This is a genomic window from Micromonospora sp. C81 (assembly GCF_018070425.1).
GTDB classification, from domain to species: Bacteria; Actinomycetota; Actinomycetes; order Mycobacteriales; family Micromonosporaceae; genus Micromonospora; species Micromonospora zamorensis.
The window spans coordinates 99,611-124,035 of sequence record NZ_JAGPXS010000012.1 but is presented as its reverse complement, the minus strand read 5'-3'; the positions used below and the strand labels follow the sequence as shown (position 1 = coordinate 124,035).

Genomic DNA, 24,425 nt, shown 5'->3' with positions numbered 1-24,425 from the left:
CGTTATTGTGGTGTCCGCGCTCTGTCCGATGGTCGTCCGACCTCGTCGCCGCCCGGCCGGGCCACCTGACCCTTTCCACCCTGGCCACGACGCGGCCCTCTCCCACTCCCCAGGATCGGAATCGATGAACAACGGGCGAACTCTCTGGGACTCGTTGAAACTCCCCCGGCCGCGACGGTCCGGAACCCGACCGCACATGGTCTACCTCGCGATCGGCTTCCCGCCGGCGGCCAAGAGCTGCGCCTACCGCATGCGGGAGACGGCGAACCAGTTCGCCGCCGCGGGTTGGGACGTGACCGCGGTCACCATCGCGGACGAGGCCTGGGAGCGCGAGTACGGCCTCGACCACACCCTCTCCCAGGGGGTGGACCCCAGCGTCCGGGTGGTGAAGCTGCCGCTGTTCCGGGACGACCTGGAGACCGACATCCGCGCGTTCACCGAGCAGCGTTCCCTGACTCACAAGGACTACCTTGCCGAGCTGCGCAAGCAGAACCTCAAGGTCTTCCCCGAGCCGGTCTTCGGCGGATGGCGTCCCGCGCTGGAGAAGGCCCTGCTCCAGATCCACCGGGAGCGGCACGTCGACCTGCTGGTGACCACCTGCGCCCCGTACGTCAACCTGGCGGCGACCTGGAAGCTGTGGGAGACCCACCGGGTGCCGTACGTGGTGGACTTCCGCGACGGCTGGTCCGTCGACGTGATCAACAACGGTGAGGCGTTCACCCGGGAGTCCGTCTCCGGGCAGTGGGAGATCAAGCTGCTCACCGACGCCGTGGCCATCTGGAACGTGAACGAGCCGATCTCTCGCTGGTACCGGGAGCGCTACCCCGAACTGGCGCACAAGATGCGAGTCGTGCGCAACGGCTACGACGCGGCCAGCATCCCGGCCCACGTGCGTCCCGCCCCGCCGGACCGGCCGCTGACCTTCGGCTACCTCGGCGCGCTGAACCTGCCCGTGCCACTGCTGAACGCCGTCCTCGAGGGCTGGCGGACGGCGCGCGCGGAGGATCCGGCCCTGGCCGACGCCCGCTTCGAGGTGCGGGGCCACATCGGCGCCGCGTGGGCGCGCGGTGACAACGCGCACGCCGAACTGCTCAGGGCCGCCGCCGTTGACGGCGTGCTGGTCGGCGGTTCGGTGCCCAAGGCCGAGGTGGTCGACCTCTACTCGCGCTGGGACGCGGTGGTGCTGATGGTGACCGGCGGCCGCTACATGACCTCCGGCAAGGTGTACGAGTACATGGCGACCGGCCTGCCGGTGGTCTCCGCCCACGAGGCCGACCACGACGCCTCCACTGTGCTCTCCACGTACCCGCTCTGGACCGGCGCGGTCGGGCTGGACCCGGCCGAGCTGGCGAGCGCCCTACGGCGGGCCGCCGCGATGGCCCGTACCGCCGACGTGGCGGAGCGGGAGAAGGCCCGCGCCGAGGCGCGGCAGTACGCCCGCGAGGAGCAGCTCATCCCCGCCGTCCGTGAGGTCACCGAGTTGGTGCTGGGCGCCGGCGGACCGTCCGCACCGCAGCCCTCTCCCGCCCGCGCACGCGTCCTGGCCCAAGAAGGTAGGTCATGATCGAGGTCCTGATGGTTATGGGCACCGTCCCCGGACGGGTGGCGGTCCTGACCGACGCGCTCGAGCAGTTCCGCGCCAAGGGCGTCACCGTGCGGGTGGCCACGACCTTTGACCCGGGGGAGAACATCCCGGCGGCCACCGAGCTGGCCGAGGTACACCTGCTGCCCACCTCGGCGGAGCTGGGCCCGCGGTTCGGCCGGATGGTCAAACGGGCGAACCCGGCCCGGCGCCCGTGGTTGCGCGCGCAGCGCGACCCGTGGGTCCGCCGGCACGCCAAGCGCGCCGACGTCCTGGTCGCTCTGGACGCGCAAGCCCTGCACACCGTCTGGCAGCTCGCCCAGCGTTATCGACGGGCCGACGCCGTCTACGGCATCGCCCCGGCATTGCGGGCCGTGGAAAAGCGGTCCGCCGACCCGGCGCGCTACCGCCGTCCCCGGCTCAACACCGCCGGCCCCGCCCCGGCGGTGCTGGCCAGCGCCACCCGCAGCCAGACCGTCGACCTGGCGAAGCGGGTGTTCGAGATGAGCACCGGGAAGAGGGCCATGAAGCTCGGCCCGGTGCGCTGGTTCTGGCAGGGGGCCGTCACGGCACCCGGTCTGCCGGAACGGCACCGGGGCAAGATCGCCCGGCGAGTCACCGGCAACATGCTCAAGTCCGGGCACGCCGCCAGCGCGAAGCGGCTGGCATTGGCGGCCCAGGGTCGCCTGAAGAGCCCGACGACCAGGGGGCAGCTCCTCGGCCCGATCGTCGACGCGGAGCTGAGCCAGGGCAAGGTGCCCGAGCACCTGATGACCGTGGTGCGAGGCCAGCTCAAGCTCGCGGACGCCTTCCTCAAAAAGCGGAACCCGGGCAAGGCAGCGCCGCACGTGCTGCGCGCCTTCAACCTGATGTTCCACCGGATCGTGCAATTCGACGGCACCACCTCGCCGCTGGCGGAGAATCCGGAGGAGTTCCTCGCGCCGCTGCACAACAGCGAGGCCGGCCGCGCGATGGCGACGCCCCGCGGCCGGCAGAGCCCGGCGGCGTTCCCGCCGGCCGGCCGGCCGCACCGGATGCTCTTCTTCACCGGGTTGAACGACAACTTCCTCGGGCCGATCCTCGAACGCTACGAGGCGATGCCCGGGGTTGAGGTCCGCCGGCTGAACCTGATGGAGGAGTCGATCCTCCCGGTGCTCAGCAATGGGCGCACGAACGTGGTGCACCACATGCTCGCCGGCAGCTCCAAGCGGGCCGGGGAGGTCCAGGAGGCGTGGGGTCCCCACCTCGACTGGGCGGACACGGTCTTTGTGGACTGGTGCAACCTGGGAGCCGCGATGCTGACAATGATCGACCCGGGCACGACCCGGGTCGTCGTCCGCCTGCACAGCTTCGAGGCGTTCAGCTGGTGGCCGCACCTGACCGACTGGTCCCGGGTGGACGACCTGGTCTTCGTCTCCGAGCACCTCCGCGACCTGGCGTTGGCCGCGGTGCCGCGGCTGGGCGCCCCGCAGGCGCCACGGACCCACATGATCAACAACGCGATGGAGTTGCACCGGTACGTAGCGCCCAAGGCCTCCGCCGACAGCCGGTTCACCCTCGGGCTGGTCGGCCTGAGTTCGCTGGCCAAGGACCCGCGCTGGGCCTTGGACGTGCTACGGGAGCTGCGTCGACGGGACGAGCGGTACCGCCTCAAGCTGATCGGCGACGCCCTCAACCCGGAGCTCAGCCCGGCGATCAAGGCGTACGTCCAGGAACTCGACGCCGAACTGGCTGAGCTGGAGTCGTCCGGCGCCGTCGTGCGATTCGGCCGCACCGACGACGTCCCCGGCGCGCTCACCGACGTCGGGGTCATCCTCAGCACCTCGCTGCGGGAGAGCTTCCACTGCGCGCTCGTCGAGGGCGCGGCCAGCGGCGCCGTGCCGGTGGTACGCGACTGGCCGTTCTTCGCCGGCCGCCCACACAGCGCCCGGACCCTCTTCCCCAGCGACTGGGTGGTCGGTACGCCGGAAGAGGCCGCCGAGCGGATCCTGGCCCTCACCGCGTCCGAGGAGGTCTGGCGCGAGGCGGGCAGGGCGGCGGCGGCGCACGTGCTGAGCACCTGGGACTGGTCGGTCACGCAGAAGGACTTCGACCGGCTGCTGCTGGAGCCGCCGGCCACGGCCGACTGACCGGCGGACCAGCAGTAAACGATTCGGCCGGCTGCCCTGGAGGGGAGCCGGCCGAATCGTCTGTCCGAGTCAGCGCGAGGTGCCCGCGAACTCCCGCTCGACCTCGGGCCGCCGGCCGGACGGAGGACGCGCCCCGCCGGTTTGGGGCGTGCCCAGCAGCGAGTTGTACAGCTCGTCGAGGATCCGGGCCTGGGCCTCCCACGTCCATGCCTCCAGCAGGCCGGGCTCGTCGTAGGCAGCTCGGTAACGCTTCGGGTCGGCGAGCACGGCCCGCACCGCCCGGGCGTAGTCGGTCAGGTCCTCCGCGGTGAACACCTCACCCTGACCGGTGGCCCGCGCGGTCTGCGCCATGGTCTTCACGTCACTGACCACGATGGGCAGGCGGGCATGCGCGTATTCCAGAAACTTCGTGATCAGCGCCAGCTCGTGGTTGGGCTTGTGGTGGATCGGGATGACCCCGGCGTCCGCGCCGGACAGGAACGGCACCACCTGCCAGTGCAACACGTACGGCAGCAGGTGCACGCGGTCCGCGACGCCTAGCTCGACGGCCCGTTCCCGCAACGCCTCGGAGAACTGGTTGTCGCCATTCGGGTTGATCGTCACGAACGCGACGTGCACGTCGGGCAGTTCCGGCAGTGCTTCCACCATGATCTGGCAGCCGCGGCTCGGATTCACGGCGCCCGAGTAGACGAGCAGCGGCGTCCCGTCGTCGACGCCGCACAGCGCCCGCAGGTCCGGCACGTCGCCGTCGGCCTCGGCCGGCGGGGCCATCGGCGCGTTGAGCACCACAGCCGGCCGCTCGGGCAGGGCATGGGTCTCCTGGAGCAGGTCGGCCAGGGTGTCGGAGACCGTCACCACCGCGTCCGGGTAGGCGGCGTACTCGGCCGTGTAGGCGATCTGGGCCGGCAGCCAGCGCGGGTTGTCGGCACGGCCGGTGATGCCACCGACGAACTCGTGTGCGTCCCAGACCAGCTTGGTGTCGCGGCCAGCGGCCCGCGCCCGCAGCTTCGCCCGCGCCCCGATGCCGAGCATCCGGAAGTCGTTGGCGTGGATGATGTCCGGCTTCAGCTCGTCGAGCGCGGTCCGGAAGGCCAGCTCGAAGTCCCACAGGCCCGGGTCCAGCCGACGCCAGGCGCGGTTGCCCAGCAGGCCCTGCCAGAACCGGACGGGCAGCCGGGTGAGCGGCGCCTCGGGGTCGGCCTGGAGCTTGCGCAGGCGACGGGTCTCCCCGCTGCGGAACCGCACCCATCGGGCCAGCGCCGTGGCGGCGGCGCGGGACGGCAGCTGGGCCGCCCGCCTCACCGGGCTGAGAAGCCCACCGTCGAGGGCCTGGACGCGGACCCGGCGCTCGTAGAGGTCGGCCTTCCAGGCCTTGATCTCCTGGACCCGGTAGGCGGCCGCGGTGGTCGACGCGTACGCCAGCGGCCGGCGCAGCGACCGGCGGTACTCCCGGGGCAGCCGGTGCAGCGGCTTGGGCACGCGCAGCAGCCGCACCTCCGCATCGCCGATCCGCCAGCTGTCCGCCTCGGAGCGTGCGTTGCGGATGCCGAGGAGGACGACCTCCCAGCCGGCGTCCGCCGCGGACCGCGCGGCCTTCTGCACCCGAGAGTCGCCGTGGACCCCGTTGTCGACCAGCATCACCACCCGTCGCCGGGTCGGTCGGGCATCGCTCTTCGGGCCAGCTTGCATCGGGTGCTTCTCCTCGTTGGGGTGGGGCACAGGTGGGGGCGGGTCACCGGAGGAAGGCATCGAAAACCTCGGCGGTCCGTCGCCCGTCGTGGTGGGCACGGACGTATCGCGCGCCCTCCGCGGCGAGGGCGACCGCGGCGGGCCGGTCGTCGAGCAACGATTCGATCGTCTTGACCAGGGTGCTGGGAGTGGCGTTGGCGATCGGCGGCGAGACGCCGGCCGCCCGGTGCGGCCCCTCGCTGACGTACGCCACCACGACCTTGCCGGCGGCCATCCCCTCGCAGGAAAAGGTGCCGTAACTGCCCATCACCAACTGGTCGACCACGATGTCGCAGTCCTGCACCAGGCGACGCATCTCGTTGTGCGGCAGACCCTCCACCAAGCGCAACTCGATGATCCGTCGCTCGTCCAGCTCCTGCAACCGCGGCAGGAGCCGGTCGGTGCCCTTGGTCCACCGCTTCGACGGCGCGTGCAGCACCACCGGCCGGGCGCGCTCCAGCACCGGGCGGTCGCAGGCCCAGCCGTCCACGTCGACGATCAGCGGCGCCCAGGTGGCGAACGGCACGTCGTCCAGCAGGTCGGGGGTGGTCACGAAGAACGGCAGGCCGCTCTCCTCTGCGGTGCGCCGGTTCCGCTCGGCCACCATGGTGAGCCGCTCGCGCAGTTCGGAGTCCGCGTCCCGGAACGCGGACTCGGCGTGCCGCTCCAGGTGCGCGCCCGGATGGCGGATCTCGCTGCCGTGCGCCAGCAACGCGACCTTGAGCCGGGCCCGGCTCAGCGCGGGCAGGTCTGCGGAGATGTCGTCGCCGTTGCCCCGGCCGAGCACCGGGCGGAACGCGTCCACGATCAGGTGCGTGTACCAGCCGAGCACCCGGAGGGCCTGCTCCGCCTGCACGTCGAGCCTGTGTTCGCCCGGGTAGTTCAGGTAGCGGTCGGCCGGGTAGCGATAGGTGGCCGGCGGCTTGGCCATCACCAGTTCGATGCCGACGTCCGCCCGCGCGGCGGTGATCGCCACCGCCAGGGCGGAGAGTTGCCCGGCGTAGTTGGCCGTGCCCAGCCCCAACCGGACGGGACCGGCGCCGAGCGCCCGCCAGGGACCCGGGGTGCCAGCCTCGATCGGCGCGACCGGCAGCTCGTCCGGTGCGGGCGGCGCGTCCCCGCGCTGCCAGGCCCGCTCCACCGCCTTCGCAAAGGAGGGCAGCGAACCGGGCGCGAAGAAGTCTCCAGCCCGGTGCCGGGCCAGGTGCTCGCGGGCCGCCCGGCTGTCCGCCGCGACGACGCGCAGCCCGGCGGCGAGGTAGGTGTCGAGCAGCGCGAGACCGGCGTCCGGCTCGAACCCGAACACGGCCACGTCCGCCGAGGCGAGGAACGCTGCGGTCATCGTGTTCGGGCGCGGCACCTCGTGGATCCGCCGCCGGGCCTTGCCGGCCCGGCGGATCAGGTCCTCGGTGGCCGCCCGCTCCGCCTCGCCGCGGACCAGCGCCAGGTGGAACTCGGGCAACCGGGCCATGGCCCGTACCACGCCGGCCAGCGCCCGGTCGCCTGCGACCCCGCCCGCGTGCACCAGCAGCGGCGTACCAGCGGGAAGCTCACAGAGCTCGCGTATCGAAGGGGTCTCCCAGGGCCGCGTGCCCACGGCGGCACGGCGGAGCGCGATACGCAAACGCCGCGGAACGCGCCGCCGCACCGCCGAGACCACCCGCCGAGCCGGCGCCGGGCTCATCGCAGTGCAGGCTCCGCGTCGCTGCCGCCGGGCACGACCGACAGGACCTTGCCGTCGGAGGCCGACTCCAGCAGCGCCGCCGCGACCTCCACCGTACGCAGACCCTGCCGCAGGGTGACGATGTCGCTCTCCTTGCCCTCGACCGCGTCACGGAACCGCTCGTGCTCGACGAGCAGTGGCTCCCGCTTCGGAATGGCGTAGCGGACCATGTCGCCCTCGGCCACGCCCCGGAACGCGCGCAGCGCCTCCCACTCGGTGTCGATGGCAGCGTTGGCGTAGAAGGTGAGGTCGGCGGTGAGCGTGTCGGCGACGAAGCAGCCCTTGTCACCGGTGATCACGGTGGACCGCTCCTTGAGCGGGCTCAGCCAGTTGACCAGGTGATTGACCATCGTGCCGTCGGCGAGTTGGCCGACAACGGCGACCATGTCCTCGTGCAGCCGGCCACTACGGGAGACCGTTCGAGCCGAGACCGATGCGTATTCCTGACCGGTCACCCACGCGGTGAGATCAATGTCGTGGGTGGCCAGGTCCATCACCACGCCGACGTCGGCGATCCGGTGCGGGAACGGGCCCTGACGCCGGGTGACGACCTGGAAGACCTCGCCCAGTTCACCGGCCTCCAGCCGGATACGCAGGCTCTGCAGCGCCGGGTTGTAGCGCTCGATGTGACCGACGCCAGCGACCAGACCTGCGGACTCGAACGCCTCGACCAGCCGGGTGGCCGTCTCGACGGACTGGGCCAGCGGCTTCTCGATCAGCGCGCACACCCCGTTGGCTGCCAACTCCAGGCCGACCCGTTCGTGCAGCGCGGTCGGACAGGCGACCACCGCGTAGTCGATGCCCATCGCCAGCAGGTCACCGAGCTCCGGGACCACCGGGGCCCGCAGGGTGCCGGTGGTGTCGCCGGCCGGGTCGACGACGGCGACCAGTTCGACGCCGTCCAGGTTGGAGAGCACCCGGGCGTGATTGCGACCCATCGCACCGAGGCCGATCAGGCCAGCGCGCAGCTTGCCCCGCTCGTTCATCGGGCACCCCCGGCGAGGTTCGCACCCTCGGCGATCCGGTCGAGCTCGACCTGGGTCAGCGACGGGTGCACCGGCAGCGAGATCACCTCGGCGGCGGCCCGCTCGGTCTCCGGCAGCTCCCACGGGCCGGGCTTGCCGTCCTCGGTGAGGTAGGGCTTGAGCCGGTGGATCGGCGTCGGGTAATAGACGGCGTTGCCGATACCCAGCTCGGTCAGGCGCTGCTGGGTGGCGTCCCGGTCGCCCCGCACCCGCACCGTGTACTGGTGGTAGACGTGCCGGGCGCCGTCGGCCACCGGCGGGGTGACCAGGCTGGTGATGGTGGAGTCGAGGAACTTTGCGTTCGCGCGACGCTGCTCGGTCCACTCGCCGAGCTGGGTCAGCTGCACCCGACCGATGGCCGCCGCCACGTCGGTCATCCGCATGTTGGCGCCCACGATCTCGTTGGCGTAGCGCTGCTCCATGCCCTGGTTGCGCAGCAGCCGCAGGGTGCGGGCGAGCCCGGCATCCCCGGTGCTGATCATGCCGCCCTCCAGGGAGTGCATGTTCTTGGTGGGGTAGAAGCTGAAGCAGCCGGCGGTGCCGAAGGCGCCGACCGGGGTGCCGTGCAGGCCGGCCCCGTGTGCCTGGGCGGCATCCTCGACGACGGCGAGGTCGTGCCGCTCGGCGATCGCCATGATCCTGTCCATCGCGGCGGGGTGGCCGTAGAGGTGCACCGGCATGATCGCGACGGTGCGCGGGGTGATCGCCGCGGCGACCGCCTCCGGGTCGACGCAGAAGTTGCCCGCCTCGATGTCGACGAAGACCGGCTCAGCACCCACCAGCCGGACGGCGTTGGCGCTGGCCGCGAAGGAGAACGAGGGCACGATGACCTCGTCGCCGGGGCCGAACCCGAGCGCCATCAGGGTCAGCTGGAGCGCCGAGGTGCCGGAGTTGACGGCGACGCAGTGCCGACCGTCGACGAGCTCGCCGAACTCCTCCTCGAACGCCGCCACCTCCGGCCCCTGCACCACCTTTCCGCTGCGCAGCACCCGCACAGCCGCCTCGATCTCAGCTTCACCGATGATCGGACGTGCCGGTGGGATGAAGTCTGGGTTCTGCCCAGCCATGGGGGATCCTCCTGGGTCTAGACGGTGCAGGCGGGGGTTCGGATGGCGATACTAGCCCGTTGAAATCTGCGGCGACTCGTACGGGCGCAGGTTCACGCGCGGCCTGGTCGGGTGGGGGCTCGGTCACTGGGCCGGCATTCTGGGGGCCTGACTCTCCACCAAACCAGCACATGTTATCCGCAACGCGGCCACGATCGCGTTAGCCATGTTCGTCAGCTCGGTGGTGTCCAGCGGCGAGCGGGAGATCGCGAGCCGCCAGTAGATCGGGCCGATGATCAGATCGATCGCCGCCGACGGGTCGGTGCCGGCCGGCAGCTCTCCCCGGTCGACCGCCTGGCCGATGACCATCTCCCCGATCCGGACCTGGTAGTCGCGCAGCGCCCGCTGGAGGGTCTCCGCGATCTGCGGGTTGCGCGCCGCCTCGGCCAGCAGGTCCGGAATGATCTGCGAGGCCAGGGGGTGGCCAAGGGCCCCCGAGGCGACCATGAGCAGCAGCTGGACGTCGCCCTGCAGGCTGCCGGTGTCGAGCTGCGGCAGCCTCTTGCCGGCGACCGCGCTCACCATGTCGAGCACCAGCTCCAGCTTCGAACGCCACCGCCGATAGATCGCCGTCTTGCTGACACCGGCCCGTCGGGCGACCGCCTCGACGGAGAACCGGCCGTAGCCGGTCTGCGCCAGTTCCTGCATGACGGCTCGGCGGATGGCCGTGGTGATGTCGTCGCGAAGAACGGCCGCACCGGCGGGAGCACGCCTCTTCTCGGTCGTCACGTGGGAGAATGTAGCGCAACGACGCTACGGTTGCGTCCCGACGTGTTTTCCACTACCTTCCACGCAGCAGCGGAGCGGCCTCCCCATACCGGCCACGCTAGATTTCATCGCCGCGAAGCATTCTCATTGCTCCCCATCAGCACGAAAGATCGGAGCGCCTCACCATGGCCAACACCGCGGTGGCCGACCTCGAATCCGGGCTGACCCGCGCCCAACTCGCGCAGCGGTACGGGCTCAAGGTCGCCGGGGAACCTCCGTCCCTGGGCGCGTACGCCCGCCAACTGTGGGCGTATCGACACTTCATGTCCGCATACTCGCGGGCGAAGGTCGCGTCGTCGTTCAGCAACACGCAACTCGGCCAACTGTGGCAGGTGCTGACCCCGCTCACCAACGCGGCGGTCTACTACCTGATCTTCGGCGTGATCGTGGCGCAGGACCGGCACGTGCCGAACTTCATCGCCTACCTCTGCACCGGCATCTTCATCTTCACGTTCACCCAGAGCGCGGCGCTGCAGGGCACCAGCGCGATCACGGGTAACCTGGGGTTGATTCGAGCGCTGCACTTCCCGCGCGCCGCCCTGCCGATCACTGTCACCCTGGTGCAGTTCCAGCAGCTGCTCATGTCGATGTTGGTGCTGGCCGCGATCGTGCTGGCCACCGGGGAGCCGATCACCTTCCGCTGGCTGCTGATCGCGCCAACGCTCCTACTCCAGTCGATCTTCAACATCGGGCTGACCATGATCATGGCCCGGATCGGCTCGAAGGTCACCGACCTGAAGCAGGTCATGCCGTTCGTGATGCGGGCCTGGCTCTACGGCTCCGGCGTGCTCTACAGCGTCACGCTCTTCGCGGAACGGCTTCCCGGTTGGGCGGCGACCGCGCTGGAGTCCAACCCGATCCTGGTCTACATCGAGCTGGCCCGGTATTCACTGCTCGAATCGGCGTACCCCGACCACATCGCGTCCTCACCGACTCGGCTGTGGCTCCTCGCCGCGGGCTGGGCAGTCGCCGTCGGCTTGGGCGGGTTCGTTTACTTCTGGCGCGGAGAGAAGGAGTACGGCCGTGGCTGAGCAGACCCTGCCGGCGGTGGACGCTGTGGTGGACACGGGGCGCGTGCCCACCGTCGTGGTGGACGACGTGCATGTGATCTACAAGATCCACAAGGGCGCCACCGGTACCACCAGTCCGGTCTCCGCCCTCAAGCGCATCGTGTCCCGCACGAACGCGCCGAACATCCGCGAGGTGCACGCGGTCAAGGGCGTGAGCTTCACCGCGTACCAGGGTGAGGCCATCGGGCTGATCGGCAGCAACGGCTCCGGCAAGTCGACCCTGCTGCGGGCCATCGCCGGGCTGCTCCCCCCGGCCCGGGGCGCGGTCTACACGCTCGGCCAGCCCTCGCTGCTCGGCGTGAACGCGGCCCTGCTCAACGACCTCTCCGGCGAGCGCAACGTGGTGCTCGGCTGCTTGGCCATGGGCATGCCTCCCGAGGAGGTGAAGCGGCTGGCTCCGGAGATCATCGAGTTCTCCGGGATCAACGAACGGGGCGACTTCGCCTCGTTGCCGATGCGCACCTACTCCTCCGGCATGGGCGCCCGGCTGCGCTTCGCCATCTCCTCGGCGAAGAAGCACGACGTGCTGCTCATCGACGAGGCGCTCGCCACCGGTGACCGCAAGTTCCGGGGCCGCAGCGAACAGCGGGTCCGCGAACTGCGCGACAGCGCCGGCACCGTCTTCCTGGTGAGCCACTCAATCGGCTCGATCCGGGACACCTGCGAGCGGACCATCTGGTTGGAGAGTGGCGTCCTGAAGATGGACGGCCCGACCGACGAGGTGTGCAACGCCTACGAAGGCAAGTAGACAGGTCGACGACCGCATCGGCCGGGCGCACGCTTGCCCGGTCGGTGCGGTCAGTCGTAGGCGCTAAGGTTTCCTGAGCGCCGACCACAGTTCATATCTCGTCATCGACGCACAAACACCCTTTTGGTGGAAGCGAGGACCGGCAGAATGATCCAGGATCACAGCCCCGCACTGGGTGCCACGCCGGCGAGCCCGGCACTCTGGCGCCCCTCGCGGACAGTGGCCGTGATCCTCGCCGGGGGTACGGGGACGCGACTCGGGCTCGGCATCCCCAAGCAGCTGCTGAAGATCGCCGGCAAGCCGATCATCGAGCACACCCTGGCCATCTTCGAGGCCGCCCCGGAGATCGACGAGATCATCGTGCTGATGGCGACCGGGCACGTCCCCGACGCCCAGCAGATCGTCGACAAGGCCGGCTTCCGCAAGGTGACCAAGGTGATCGAGGGTGGCGACACCCGCAACGCCACCACCCGCATCGCGCTCGACGCGGTCGGCGAGGGCGACGTCAACATCCTCTTCCACGACGCGGTGCGGCCCCTGGTCAGCGGTCGGATCGTCCGCGAGTGCGTGAACGCGCTCTGGAGCTACTCCGCGGTCGACGTGGCCATCCCGTCGGCGGACACGATCATCCAGGTCGACGAGAACGACTGCATCACCGACATTCCGGTCCGCTCCGCGCTGCGCCGCGGCCAGACCCCCCAGGCGTTCCGCTCCCCCACCATCCGCGAGGCGTACCGGATCGCCGAGGGCGACCCGAACTTCGCCGCCACCGACGACTGCGGTGTGGTGCTGCGCTACCTGCCCGGCACGCCGATCAAGGTTATCGACGGTTCGGACGAGAACATCAAGGTCACCCACCCGGTCGACGTGCACCTGGCGGACAAGCTCTTCCAGCTCGCCGCGGCGCAGGCACCCCGGCTGACCGACCACCGCAGCTACAGCGAGGAGCTGATCGGCCGCACCATCGTCGTGTTCGGCGGCAGCTACGGCATCGGCCACGAGCTGACCGAGCTGGCCCGTCGCTACGGTGCCCAGGTCTTCCCGTTCAGCCGTTCCACAACCGGCACCCACGTGGAGCGGGCCGGGGACGTCGAGGCCGCGCTGAAGACCGCCTTCGAGGCCACCGGCCGGATCGACCACGTGGTGGTGACCGCCGGCATCCTGGAGAGGGGCGCCCTCGCCGAGATGGACGAGGAGACGATGGACCGGCTGCTCCAGGTCAACTTCGTCGGCCCGGTGACCATCGCCCGCCAGGCCCTTCCGTATCTGCAGCAGACCAAGGGCCAGCTGCTGCTCTACACGTCCAGCTCCTACACCCGGGGACGAGCCCGCTACGCGCTCTACTCGGCCACCAAGGCCGCCCTGGTCAACCTCACCCAGGCGCTCGCCGACGAATGGGCCGACGTCGGCGTACGCGTCAACTGCATCAACCCGGAGCGGACCGCCACCCCGATGCGGACGCGGGCCTTCGGCGAGGAGCCGGAGCACACCCTGCTCGCCCCGGAGGCCGTCGCCCAGTCGTCGCTGGACGTGCTGATCTCGGAGCTCACCGGGCAGGTCATCGACGTACGCCGGGCGCCGGGCGAAGCGACGCAGGCCGTGCCGGCCCAGACGCCGCGGCTGGCCGACGAGACCAATGTCGCCTCGGCGACCGTCGGCTGACGGCCGAGCACTGCTGACCGGGACGATGGTGAACGGAGCGACATGCGTGGTGACCTGGTCCGGAAACTGATCGCACGGTGCCTGAGCATCGGGCTGGCCGTGCTGGCCTTCCTGGTCGTGGCGCTGACCGGGGCGACCGGTTGGGGGCTGGCGCTGGCGGTGGCCGCCCTCGTCGCCACCGCCGCTGAGCGACGGATCCGCCGGGGCGCGGACACCGCCGCCGAGACGACACTGATCGCCGCCGCCGTCCTGGTCGGCTACGCCCGACGGCTGGACGGTGGGTTCGACCCCGCGCTGGCCGCCGCCGCGCTGGTGCTGCTCGGGCTGGTGCTGCTGGTGGGCCCGCTGCGGCACGCCGGCAACCTGGAGATCCGGGCGGCCAACCTGCCGGTGCGGTCCTGGACGGTGCCGGTCGCCACGCACCTCGGCGACGCGCTGCTCGGGCTTCTCGCCGTGGTGGCGCTGGCCGCCGCGGCGACCATGCCGGCCCTGGTCGCTCTCGCGGCGGCCCTGCTGGTCGGCGCCGGCGCCGGCGCGATCGCGCTGGATCTGGCCCGGCGCCGGTTCCGGCCACCGGCCGGCGGCGGGGCGGTGGGCCGGGCGCTGCGCCGGCATCAGCCGGAGTTCCTGCTCTACTTCTCCGCGCCTCCCGGCTCGGAGTACCAGGTCACCATGTGGCTGCCGTATCTGGAGCGGATCGGCCGGCCGTTCATGGTCGTGCTGAGGGAGCCGGAGTTCCTGGCCCCGATCGCCGCGGCCACCGATGCGCCAGTGGTCTACTGCCCCACCCTGAGGGCGATGGACGAGGTGCTGGTGCCGAGCCTCCGGGCGGCGTTCTACGTCAACCACGGTGCGAAGAACAGCCACTGCATCCGTTTCACCCAGCTCACCCACGTCCAGCTGCACCACGGCGACAGCGACAAGGCGCCGAGCGCCAACCCGGTGTCGGGGATCTTCGACCGGATCTTCGTGGCCGGCCCGGCGGCAATCGACCGGTACGCCCGGGCCGGGGTGCAGATCCCGGCGGAGAAGTTCGTGGTAGTGGGCCGCCCGCAGGTCGAGTCGATGAACGTACGCCCGGAGCCCCTGGCTGCCGAGGCACCCCGCACGGTGCTCTACACCCCGACCTGGACGGGACACCACGCGGACGCGGACTACTGCTCGCTGCCGGTGGCCGAACCGATGCTGCGCAAGCTGCTCGACCGGGGCGTAACGGTCATCCTGCGCGCCCACCCGTACACCACGCAGAACCCGGCATCGGCGCGGCAGCTGGGTCGGCTGACCGAGCTGCTCGCGGCGGACCGGGCGCGGACCGGTCGGCCGCACGTCTGGGGCGCCGCCGCCCGCGACCTGAGCCTGGTGGATTGCGTGAACCGCTCCGACGCGCTGATCTCCGACGTCTCCGGGGTGATCTCGGACTACCTCTACTCCGGCAAGCCCTTCGCGGTGACCGACATGGGCGACGAGGGTGACCGGTTCACCGAGCGGTTCCCGCTGGCCGGCGCGGGCTACGTGCTGCACCGGGACATGACGAACCTGGACGATGTGCTGGGCCGGCTGCTCGGCACCGATCCGATGGCACCGGAGCGCTGGGCGACCCGGCGGCGCTACCTCGGTGACTTCCCGGCCGAGTCGTACGCCGACGCGTTCCTGGACGCCGCCAGGCGCGAGCTGGAACCGGGCTGGAGCCCGCCGTCGCCCGGGCGGCCGGTCGAGCCGGACCGGGTGGCGGCCTCCCCCACCACCTGAGCCGCCGGGCCGCCGGGGGCGGCACCGCCTCGGTCACCCCCGGTGGTCCGGGGAGAGCAGCCTGGGCGGGCCGCCCGCTCGACCGACCGCTTGGCCAGCTGGGGAACGGTTGGACGGGTACGGTCCGAGGCGTCAGCTGTCGCGTGCCCTAAAATCGCGGGGCCGGAGGTGCTCGATGCGCACCGCCAATCCAGGCCGGTCCGGGGTGTTCCGGGCGAACGTCGCCACGGACGAGAGGTGGAGCTAGTGGTGCACCAGCGGATCCTCATGCGGGCCAAGAAGGGCCCCTTCGACGTCTACGCGCCGGAGGAGACCTTCGAACGCAACTGGATCGGCGACAACAACGGGAACCTGGTCTTCAGCCACGCCGCCCACAAGCTGCTCCGCACAACGACGGCGCAGATCACCTCCACCGAGTTCAAGATCGACCTGCGCGACGCCGACAAGATCAACGAGCAGTACGACGTGTACGTCATCCCGCTCGCCAACGCCTTCCGGCGCAGCTACGCGCATCGGGTGGCGGCCATGACCAAGCTGATCGAGCGGCTCAAGATCCCGGTGGTGGTTCTCGGGGTGGGCGTGCAGACCAACGTCGCCGGCGACCGGGAATACCTGCGCCCGATCGACGACGTGGTGAGCCGCTTCGTCCGGGCCGTGCTGGAGCGCTCGCACAGCATCGGGGTTCGGGGCGAGATCACCGAGAGCTACCTGCGCACCCTGGGCTTCTCCGCAGTCGACGTGATCGGCTGCCCGTCGATGTTCCTGCACGGTGACAGCCTGCGGGTGGAGAAGCGCAAGGAGTTCCTGACCCCGCACGACCGGGTCGCGCTGACCATCTCGCCGTACGTGAAGTCGATGGCGGAGGTGGTCTCCGCCCACCACCAGCGCTACCCGAACCTGCGCTACCTCCCGCAGGACCTGAAGACCCTCGGCACGCTGCTCTACGGCGACGCTCCCGCGGACCGCGGGAAAACCAGCGCGATCCCCGTCCACACCTCGCACCCCCTGTTCACGGAGGACAAGGTGCGCATGTTCGTGGACCCGTGGACCTGGATGGAGTACCTGGCCGGGTTCGACTTCGCCTTCGGTACCCGCATCCACGGCACCATCACCGCGCTGGTGGCCGGCACGCCGGGCTACCTCTTCGCGCACGACTCGCGCACGCTCGAGCTGGCCCGGTACTTCGACATCCCGCACCGGGTGATGGCGGACGTGCCGGCCGATGTCGACGCCGCCGACCTCTACGCGGAGGCCGACTACACGGCGCTGAACAACGGGCACAAGGCCCGCTTCGAAACCATGCTCGCCTTCCTCGCCAAGCACGACCTGGGGCACGCCTTCGCCGATGGCGACAGCGCCACCCGCTTCGACGAGCAGGTCCGCGCCACCACCTTCCCACCCGCCGTCCGCCCGGCCGGCGCCACCGGCTCCGATGTGCTGCTGGAACGGGTGCAGTGGCTGCGCGACCACAACCGAAGGCTGCTGACCGAGGTCGAGACCCTCAAGCAGCAAGAGCTGAGGACCCGGGTCAGGCAGGCGGTCGGCGGCCGGGTGCGACGCTTGTTGAATCGTTGACCCGCCGCGATCCTGCGGGCCGATCGCCGCGTGGGGCCGCCGGCCGGCCGGTGGCCTAGTATCGCGGGGCCTGGAGGTGACAGATGTGCCGCCTCCCGGGACACTGCCGGGCGATCTCCGGGGTCGGACGCCTCCGCCGCCGGACGAGAGGTGGAGCCACCGATGCATAAGCGGATCCTGTTGCGCGCCCGCAAGGGCCCGTTCGACGTCCTCAGCGCCGAGGAGACGTACGAGCGGGACTGGATCGGTAAGAACACCGGCAATCTGGTCTTCAGCCACGCCGCGCACAAGCTGCTGGCCACCTCCACGGCCGAGATCACCCCGTCGCGCTTCCGGGCGGACCCACGCGACGCCGACGAGATCAACGAGAAGTACGACGTCTTCGTGATACCACTGGCCAACGCGTTCCGTCATGACTACGCGAAGCGGCTGACGTCGATGGCCCGGCTGATCGAACGGCTGAAGATCCCGGTGGTGGTGCTCGGCGTCGGGGCGCAGACCGACGTGGACGGCGACCTGGAGCAGCTCCGCCCGATCGACGAGCCGGTCAGCGCGTTCTGCCGGGCGGTGCTCGACCGCTCGCACAGCATCGGCGTACGCGGCGAGATCACCGAGAACTACCTCCGCAAGCTGGGTTTCTCGGCTGTCGAGCAGATCGGCTGCCCGTCGATGTTCCTACACGGCGACAGCCTGCGCATCGAGAAGACGAAGGCGACCCTGGGCATCGACGACCGGCTCGCGTTCGTCATCTCGCCGTACGTCAAGGCGCTGGCCCCCCTCATCCTGCACCACCACCAGCGCTACCCGAACCTGCGCTACGTGGCACAGGACCTCTACACCCTCGGCACCCTGCTCTACGGCGACGCGCCGAAGCTGCGGGGCAAGACCGCCGACATGCCGATCCACACCTCGCACCCGCTCTTCGTCGAGGACAAGGTGCGGATGTTCATGGACCCGTGGCCCTGGATGGACTATCTCTCCGGGTTCGACTTCGCCTTCGGCACCCGGATCCACGGCACCATCACGGCGCTGATCTCGGGCATCCCCGGCTATCTGCTGGCGCACGACTCGCGCACCCTGGAGCTGGCCCGATACTTCGACATCCCGCACCGGTTGTTGCGCGATGCGCCGGCCGACGTCGACGCTGCCCAACTCTATGCGGAGGCCGACTACACGGCCCTGAACGAGGGCCACAAGGAGCGCTTCGCACGGATCACCGCGTTCCTCGCCAAGCACGACCTCGGCCTCTCGTTCGCCGATGGAGACAGCGCCACCCGCTTCGACGAGCAGGTCCGCCAGACCGTCTACCCACCTGCGGTCCGGCCGGTCTCCGCCTACTCTCCCGAGGAGTTGCTGACGCGCATCCAGTGGCTGCGGGACGAAACCCGGACGCTCCAGACAGAGGTCAATACCCTCCACGCGCGGTCACTGCGCGTGCGGGTCAAGCAGGCCGTCGCCGGCCGGGTCCGCCGGATGCTCGGAGCCAGGTGACCAGCCACCGCGTCCGCTTCATCCAGCTCACCCCCGTCGGTACGGGTCGAGCAGCGCCAGCACGGCAGCCGGGTCCTCCACGTGTGCGTTGTGGCCGAGACCGGGCAGCGTGACGACCGGTACGCCGTACGCCCTTAGCTGCTCGTCGGTGACCATCGGGTCGTGCTCGCCACGGGCCAGCACCACCGGCACGTCGGTCGCCGCCAGCAACGGGACCAGGTCTGGCTCGCCGACGCCGAAGGCTGTCGGGTCCATGGCGAGGCGCCACCGGCCGTCGACCTGACGCAACCCGGCGTCCACCACCGGATGATCCGGCGGGACCAGGCCGACCAACCCGGAGACGCGCAGGTAGCGGCGGGCCGCCTCGGTGCGGCTGGCGAACCAGCTCACCGGGCGCGCGGCGAGCTCGGCCGCGCGGGTCAGCTCGTCGGGTGACCAGACCGCCTTGATGCCCAGCCCGACCACCGCGTCCACCGGCATCCCGGCGGCGCGGGCGGCCAACGCCAGGCCGACCACCCCGCCCAGCGAGTGCCCGAGCACGACGATCCGGTCGCCGGCGACCAGGCCGTGGGCGATCCGCTCGGCGAACCCATCAAAGGAGTACGACGGCAGCGGGGCCGACCAGCCGTGACCGGCAAGGTCCGGTGCCAGCCACCGCCCGGGCCAGTGCTGCTTCAGCAGTGGGGCCGAGGGCAACCAGACGTCCCCGGTCGCCCCCATCCCGTGCAGCAGCAACAGGATCGGCCCACGGCCTGCCCGGCCACCTGATTCATCCACCACGGCCGCAGTCTCCCACGGTTCGCGAACGGGTACGAGGGTCGTCGATGCGGCGCAGGCCTGACCGCTCGGTGAAGACGCCGCGGGCGCCGGCCCCTTGTGGGGGACGGCGCCCGAAGCGGTCAACGTGCCTGGGTCAGGCGGAGTAGCCCCGGCTGGCGATCCAGTTGGCCAGGTCGATCGTGGTGATCCAGTACGACGGGTCGGCCGCGTTGGCCGAGTCGGCGATTCGCACGGTCCGGCCGTTGTCCTTGTAACCCACCACGGCGATGTAGTGCCCGCCGCCGTAGGAGTGCCAGCCGCCGTTGGTGTCGGTGGCGTCGCCGACGACGTTGGCCACCACACCGCGACCGTCGGTGATGGCCTTGACCACGTCGGCCTGGAGCTGGTCCATCTGGGCCGGGCTGGGCGTGCCGGCGAACATCCGGGTCCGGTACGGGGAGCCCTTCACCTCGGCGTTGAGCACCCGGGTGGTGTCCAGGGCCGAGTTGGTGCCCATCTCGGTGGTGCCCAGCTCGGCGCCGAGCTCGTTCTGGGTGCGGTCGATTCCGGCGGCGCTGAGAGCGTTGCGGGTGGCAGCCGGGCCGCAGTTGTAGTACGTGTTCTGCGCCTGGTAGTCGTAGTCGAGCACCTTGGTCGCCGGCGGCTTCGGCCGCTCCGGCTTACGGGTCAGGTCCGGGTTGCTGCTGGCCTTGGCTGCGGGCGACGCGGCACTGGTGGCCGGCGCGGGGGCGGCGGTGGTCGGTGCGGTGCTGGCCGAGGGGGACGCGTCGCGCGCCTCGCTGCGGGAGGCAGCGGTGTCGCTGCGCATCTCGGCGACAGTGGTCGCGGTGTGCTGACTGGCCGGGGCGTCGTCGGCGCTGGTGACCAGGGCGCCGGTGGTGGTGGCGATGGCGAGGGCCGCGGCGGAGGCGACAACGATCTGGTACGGACGCTCGGTGGTGAGGCGGCGGAGCTGACGCTTCAGGGTGTGCTTCACGGGGTCCTCCACGGATCGGGGGGAGAGCGGCACACCGGGGCCGGACCGGCATCCGGGCAGGCGCCAGCGCGCGGACGATGGTCCGCGGATGGTGAACCGCTCAGGGGAACGCCCGGCGTGGCCGGGCGGTTAGGCGATGACCCGGGGGGTCAGCTCACCGTCACTGGACGAATGAGCGGGGGCACCGCTACGCCGTGGAGGCGAAGGAACAACCGAGGGGTGGAAAGGTGATGCACGAGGATGGAACTCCTTCCGACACCGCCTACCGGGTTAGCTGACGGATTCGGGCGGGAAGATCGCCCTACCGCGGGCCGTGGCTCGCGGATTCACCCCGGACTTACTGATGGGTCCCCGGTTCGTAGATCACGATTGAGCGGGTCGGCGCGGCGTCGCCTCTTGCGATCGGTTACCGCACCGGACGGGACGACAGTACTGGCCGGCTCTCACCCTGCCAAGCCGGGTTCAGCTGCGTAAACCCCAATCGGCGCGACAATTTCTGCGCGTATTGCCGATGACGTGACTCGATGGGACAAGCGGTTACGGTGACGCCAACGGGCGACAACCGGACAGGTCGCCGATTATGCGGCCACAATCACGGGGACAATCGAGCCAATCGTGCCCGACGCCCGATTCGCCATTGACATGACCGGGCTCACATAACGGATCGGGCTCAACCCGCGCGAGCCGGGCGCCAACGTGCCACGAGGGCGGGACGGAACGCCCGGGTAGCCGCCCGGCGGGCGGGTACCGGGTTCGGCCGCAGCCGGGCCGCTGCCGCGTACGCCTCCTCGGCGAGAGTGCGGGCCGACTCGGCGGCCAGTTCCGCGTCCCGCCAGGCGGCCCGCTCCCGGGTGGCTGCGGCCTGGTAGTCGGCCAGCCTCGCGTCCCGGATCGCCCGGCTCAGCAGCACCTCCTGCTCGACCGGGTGCCGCCGGGGATCCCAACCGTGCCGGTGCCCGAACACGTCGCCGAACTGCGCCATGGTCAGGTCGCCCCGCCAGTGCGCCGCCGCCGCCGCGCGATGCAGGTAGCGCTCCCGGGAGGCGTACTCGGCGGGGGTGCGGGGGGTATGCGGGGTGGGCAGCGCCCCGGCCCCCGCGAAGCGACGCGCGGCCGCGTCCGCCTCGTCGTACCCGCCCCAGGCCCGCTCCATCTCCTCCTGAGCGGTCAGCCAGGAAGCCCGTCGCCGCCGGGCGTTCTGCCCCGCGCCGGCCGCGGCGACGGCCACTTCCTCGGCGTACCGGCGCAGGTCGACGGCCTCGGCCTCAGCCAACTCCCGGGCGGTGGGCGCCGCCGGGGCCGGGTCGTCCGTTGGCCGGTCCCGCTCGGGGCGGGCGGCCAGCACGACGAGTACGCCCAGTGCCAGCAGGAACAGGGCTGACCAGATGGCGGCGGCCTGCGGCACCTCGGTCACGAACTGGTAGAAGACGACGGTCTCCATGGTCGGCACCTCGGGGAGAGAACAATGCGGTGGGAGCCCCACCGGCCACCGGGCCACGGTGGGCCACGGATCGGCGAGGTGCGGGACGGGTGGATCGACAGGGCGCGGCGACGGGACGCTCGTCCCGGTGGATCAGCGCCCGGGTGGAGCCCGGGGCGCCCAGCTCCTCGGACCGTCCACGAGGGGCAGCCGTTCAGACCTGGCCGCGCACACCAGCGGCACTCCGGCCACCACGGCCGGGTGCGAGTCGACTGAGCAGACCGGGAAGGCCTTCTCGGCGGCTCCCTCAGCGACCGCCGGGGCCGCGTGCACGGTCGGCGTTGGCGCGGCGGTCGGCGTTGGCGCGGCGGCCGAGGCCGGGCCTGCGCCAAGCGCCAGGGCCGCGACGACGGCGAGGCTGGTCAGCACCCGTGTCGCCCAGCGCGCCACCCACCACAGGGGACAGGTGAACGCGACCGGAAGCACGCCCCCACGCTACCGTCACGCCGGGCCGGGCGCATCGACCACGGGCGTGTCGGCGTACGCCGCGCCGACCGCGCCGACCGCGCTGACCAGTGCGGACGCCTCAGCGCGAGTCGACGTACGTCGATCGACTGCTGGCCTGCTCGACGTCGCCGACGGCAGCTTCGCCGGCCTGGGCCTGGGTCCCGACGGCATCGGCGGTGCGGTCTTCGCGGCCGTTGACTTCAATACTGGCGGTGCGTTGCTGAGGGACGGCCACCTGGCGGGCCGGGCGGCGTGGAGCGAGCCGGCGCATCATCGGGGTCTCGACGAAGCGGTGCAGCAGCCCGGCGAGGACCAGGTTCACCAGTAGGAAGCCGAGCACCGCGACGGGGCCACGCCAGCCCTGGAAGCCCGTCCCCCAGTCACCGCTCCAGCGCAGCACGCTCGTCATCACCAGCACGTGCACCAGGTAGAAGGCGAAGGAGACCTCGCCGAGCCAGACCACCGGTCGGGACCGCCATGGGGAACGCTTACCTCGGACGTCCGCGTCCGCGGCGGCAGTGATCACCAGCAGATACGCCACCGCGAGCAGCGTGGTCCACAGCTCGGCGCGAATCCATTCTGCCGCTGCCACCCAGGTGGCCAGGAAGATCACGCTGGCTGCGGTCAGCCCCGGGCCCCGCCAGAGGCCACGGCGCATCAGCTCGGCCGCCACCGCGCCCATCCAGAACTCCAGCGACCGTACGGGCGGGAAGATCTGCGTGAACCACCAGCGGCTCGCCTCCGGCACCAGGTGCTGGGCCGGCCAGAGCGCGAGGATCAGCAGAGGTAGCGCGACGATCAGCACCCAGAGCAGCTTCGGCCGGGCCCGGCGCAGCAGCGGCAGCGCCAACGGCAGACAGAGGTAGAAGAAGAACTCGCAGGAGAGCGACCAGCTCACGGTGTTGATGCTGTAGAACCAGCCCGGTCGGGGATCCCAGGCCTGCAACAACAGCAGGTTCTCCAGCGCGACCGCCGGCAGGACCGGGTCGGCGAACCACCAGGCGACCAGCAGCGCCGCCCCCCACAGCACCAGGTGATTCGGATAGATCTTGGCGACCCGTCGCCGCCAGAAGGTGCGCCGGGAGTCGCCTACGCGGGCCGACCAGACCAGCACGAAACCGCTCAGGATGAAGAAGAACTGCACCCCGGACAGGCCGAGGGTGAACAGCGCGTCGACCACGGCCTTGTAGTCCGGCTCGGCGATGATCCGCATGGTGCCCGCGTGGAATCCGAAGACCAGCAACGCGGCGATCCAGCGCAGCCCGGTCAGCGAGGGCAGCCGGGCCGGCGCGGGGGTGGGCCGGGCAGCCGTCGCCGCGGCGGCGCTCGTCATGCTGGGATCCCGACGCTCGGCAAGGTCACCAGCACGTGCGTGTCCTCCTCGGTACGACGTCGGACGGCGCGACGGCGACGCCCGCGACGGCCCAGAAGGGGCCGTACCCGGGGCACCCTACCCGGGGCACTCCCGGGTGAATCGGACGCGTTCCACCCCGGCCAACGCGGAATGGGTAGGCACAGGCTGCCCTGGTGGCGGACCGGACCATCCGTGGGCGTGTGCGCCGAGGCAGCGGAGTTCCCAGGTGGACGTGCCTGCGGCGCTGACCACCAAGTCAGCTTCGGTGATCAGCTTCGGTAGCGAGGTGGTGGGCGGGACCGGCCGGATGATCTGGGATCGAGCACGATCTTGAGGGATCCGCGTGGCACAGGAATAGCACGGGTGTACGAAAGGACTGCTAGGGTGGCCGCATGATGCAGGCCGCCTACCAGCCGTCGATGCTCGACCTCGCCGACGCCGAGCCGGCCCTGGGGGCGCTGCCCGGTCAGATCCGACGACACCAGCTCAGCCGGGGCGCCTGGGTCGACCACCTCCCGGGCTGGGTGCGCGGCTCCGACGCCGTCCTCGACACCCTGCTCACCGAGGTGCCCTGGCGTGCCGAGCGGCGCACCATGTACGACACCGAGGTCGACGTGCCCCGCCTGCTCTGCTGGTATGGCGGCGACCGGCAACTCCCCCACCCCGTGCTCACCACGGCACGGGCGGAGCTGACCCGGCACTACGCGCCCGAGCTGGGCGAGCCCTTCGTCACCGCAGGCATGTGCCTCTACCGTTCCGGACGGGACAGCGTCGCCTGGCACGGCGACACCATCGGCCGGTCAGCACACACCGACACCATCGTCGCGATCGTCTCCTTCGGAGCACCCCGCCCTCTGCTGCTGCGCCCACGTGGCGGCGGCGGCGACAGCCTGCGCTTCCCGGTGGGCCACGGCGACCTGATCGTGATGGGCGGCTCCTGCCAACGCACCTGGGAACATGCCATCCCGAAGACCGCCCGCCCCGTCGGCCCCCGGGTCAGCGTGCAGTTCCGCCCCGTCAACGTCGCCTGAC

The 24,425-nt window shown here is 71.0% G+C and carries 19 protein-coding genes, 1 pseudogene and 1 riboswitch; of the genes and pseudogenes, 9 read left to right on the top strand and 11 right to left on the bottom strand.

Features of this window, described 5'->3' with window-relative positions:
- The first annotated feature begins 196 nt into the window (after nucleotides 1-196).
- Together KBX46_RS20335 and KBX46_RS20330 are read left to right on the top strand one after the other, a co-directional pair.
- On the top strand, nucleotides 197-1,564 hold the full coding sequence (locus KBX46_RS20335) for a glycosyltransferase (RefSeq protein WP_247667854.1): 1,368 nt from the start codon (nucleotides 197-199) through the stop codon (nucleotides 1,562-1,564).
- On the top strand, nucleotides 1,561-3,711 hold the full coding sequence (locus KBX46_RS20330; protein ID WP_247667853.1) for a glycosyltransferase: 2,151 nt from the start codon (nucleotides 1,561-1,563) through the stop codon (nucleotides 3,709-3,711). The genes KBX46_RS20335 and KBX46_RS20330 overlap by 4 nt, the downstream gene beginning before the upstream one ends.
- A gap of 69 nt (nucleotides 3,712-3,780) precedes the next feature.
- Here KBX46_RS20330 and KBX46_RS20325 read toward each other — a convergent pair whose 3' ends face one another.
- The 5 genes from KBX46_RS20325 to KBX46_RS20305 all read right to left on the bottom strand — a co-directional run bounded on the left by KBX46_RS20325 (nucleotide 3,781) and on the right by KBX46_RS20305 (nucleotide 10,022).
- Nucleotides 3,781-5,400 (bottom strand): glycosyltransferase family 4 protein, encoded by a 1,620-nt coding sequence (locus tag KBX46_RS20325; protein WP_172861991.1) that lies wholly within the window; start codon nucleotides 5,398-5,400, stop codon nucleotides 3,781-3,783.
- Between the two features lie 43 nt (nucleotides 5,401-5,443).
- Nucleotides 5,444-7,036: a glycosyl transferase family 1 gene (locus tag KBX46_RS20320; protein WP_308159632.1), complete on the bottom strand. Its 1,593-nt coding sequence runs from the start codon at nucleotides 7,034-7,036 to the stop codon at nucleotides 5,444-5,446.
- Between the two features lie 83 nt (nucleotides 7,037-7,119).
- A complete protein-coding gene (locus tag KBX46_RS20315; RefSeq protein ID WP_088947208.1) occupies nucleotides 7,120-8,148 on the bottom strand; it encodes a Gfo/Idh/MocA family protein in 1,029 nt (342 codons plus the stop codon).
- Nucleotides 8,145-9,254, bottom strand: coding sequence for a DegT/DnrJ/EryC1/StrS aminotransferase family protein (locus tag KBX46_RS20310; protein ID WP_141908663.1), 1,110 nt, complete (start codon nucleotides 9,252-9,254; stop codon nucleotides 8,145-8,147). The genes KBX46_RS20315 and KBX46_RS20310 overlap by 4 nt, the downstream gene beginning before the upstream one ends.
- Nucleotides 9,255-9,377: 123 nt before the next feature.
- Nucleotides 9,378-10,022, bottom strand: a complete 645-nt coding sequence (locus KBX46_RS20305) for a TetR/AcrR family transcriptional regulator (RefSeq protein WP_210793657.1) — start codon at nucleotides 10,020-10,022, stop codon at nucleotides 9,378-9,380.
- Nucleotides 10,023-10,186: 164 nt separating this feature from the next.
- Between KBX46_RS20305 and KBX46_RS20300 the strand changes: the two genes are divergently transcribed.
- The 6 genes from KBX46_RS20300 to KBX46_RS20275 all read left to right on the top strand — a co-directional run bounded on the left by KBX46_RS20300 (nucleotide 10,187) and on the right by KBX46_RS20275 (nucleotide 18,356).
- The gene (locus tag KBX46_RS20300; protein ID WP_210793656.1) at nucleotides 10,187-11,092 is read left to right on the top strand and encodes an ABC transporter permease; all 906 of its coding nucleotides are present in this window, start codon (nucleotides 10,187-10,189) and stop codon (nucleotides 11,090-11,092) included.
- On the top strand, nucleotides 11,085-11,879 hold the full coding sequence (locus KBX46_RS20295; RefSeq protein ID WP_210793655.1) for an ABC transporter ATP-binding protein: 795 nt from the start codon (nucleotides 11,085-11,087) through the stop codon (nucleotides 11,877-11,879). The genes KBX46_RS20300 and KBX46_RS20295 overlap by 8 nt, the downstream gene beginning before the upstream one ends.
- A 147-nt stretch (nucleotides 11,880-12,026) precedes the next feature.
- Nucleotides 12,027-13,541, top strand: coding sequence for a bifunctional cytidylyltransferase/SDR family oxidoreductase (locus KBX46_RS20290; RefSeq protein ID WP_210793654.1), 1,515 nt, complete (start codon nucleotides 12,027-12,029; stop codon nucleotides 13,539-13,541).
- A gap of 42 nt (nucleotides 13,542-13,583) precedes the next feature.
- Nucleotides 13,584-15,290 carry a CDP-glycerol glycerophosphotransferase family protein gene (locus tag KBX46_RS20285; RefSeq protein WP_210793653.1) on the top strand — a complete coding sequence of 569 codons (1,707 nt, stop codon included), beginning with the start codon at nucleotides 13,584-13,586 and terminating at the stop codon, nucleotides 15,288-15,290.
- 249 nt (nucleotides 15,291-15,539) lie between these two features.
- On the top strand, nucleotides 15,540-16,865 hold the full coding sequence (locus tag KBX46_RS20280; RefSeq protein ID WP_210793711.1) for a polysaccharide pyruvyl transferase family protein: 1,326 nt from the start codon (nucleotides 15,540-15,542) through the stop codon (nucleotides 16,863-16,865).
- A 162-nt stretch (nucleotides 16,866-17,027) separates the two neighbouring features.
- Nucleotides 17,028-18,356 (top strand): polysaccharide pyruvyl transferase family protein, encoded by a 1,329-nt coding sequence (locus tag KBX46_RS20275; protein WP_210793652.1) that lies wholly within the window; start codon nucleotides 17,028-17,030, stop codon nucleotides 18,354-18,356.
- A 27-nt stretch (nucleotides 18,357-18,383) separates the two neighbouring features.
- On the opposite strand, the gene KBX46_RS20270 is transcribed toward KBX46_RS20275, so the two are convergent.
- The 6 genes and pseudogenes from KBX46_RS20270 to KBX46_RS32580 all read right to left on the bottom strand — a co-directional run.
- Nucleotides 18,384-19,136, bottom strand: a complete 753-nt coding sequence (locus KBX46_RS20270; RefSeq protein WP_210793651.1) for an alpha/beta fold hydrolase — start codon at nucleotides 19,134-19,136, stop codon at nucleotides 18,384-18,386.
- A gap of 133 nt (nucleotides 19,137-19,269) precedes the next feature.
- Nucleotides 19,270-20,124 carry a C39 family peptidase gene (locus KBX46_RS20265; RefSeq protein ID WP_210793650.1) on the bottom strand — a complete coding sequence of 285 codons (855 nt, stop codon included), beginning with the start codon at nucleotides 20,122-20,124 and terminating at the stop codon, nucleotides 19,270-19,272.
- Nucleotides 20,125-20,356: 232 nt separating this feature from the next.
- Nucleotides 20,357-20,498, bottom strand: a riboswitch (cyclic di-AMP (ydaO/yuaA leader).
- A gap of 284 nt (nucleotides 20,499-20,782) precedes the next feature.
- Nucleotides 20,783-21,553 carry a hypothetical protein gene (locus KBX46_RS20260; RefSeq protein ID WP_210793649.1) on the bottom strand — a complete coding sequence of 257 codons (771 nt, stop codon included), beginning with the start codon at nucleotides 21,551-21,553 and terminating at the stop codon, nucleotides 20,783-20,785.
- A gap of 132 nt (nucleotides 21,554-21,685) precedes the next feature.
- Entirely contained in the window at nucleotides 21,686-22,018 is a 333-nt protein-coding gene (locus KBX46_RS20255; RefSeq protein WP_210793648.1) for a hypothetical protein, read from the bottom strand.
- 100 nt (nucleotides 22,019-22,118) lie between these two features.
- On the bottom strand, nucleotides 22,119-23,372 hold the full coding sequence (locus KBX46_RS20250) for an acyltransferase (RefSeq protein WP_210793647.1): 1,254 nt from the start codon (nucleotides 23,370-23,372) through the stop codon (nucleotides 22,119-22,121).
- A 222-nt stretch (nucleotides 23,373-23,594) separates the two neighbouring features.
- A pseudogene (locus tag KBX46_RS32580) lies at nucleotides 23,595-23,708 on the bottom strand (spore coat protein); the annotation flags it as partial.
- Between the two features lie 80 nt (nucleotides 23,709-23,788).
- Between KBX46_RS32580 and KBX46_RS20245 the strand changes: the two are divergent.
- Entirely contained in the window at nucleotides 23,789-24,424 is a 636-nt protein-coding gene (locus KBX46_RS20245; protein ID WP_210793710.1) for an alpha-ketoglutarate-dependent dioxygenase AlkB, read from the top strand.
- The last annotated feature ends 1 nt before the right edge of the window (nucleotide 24,425 follow it).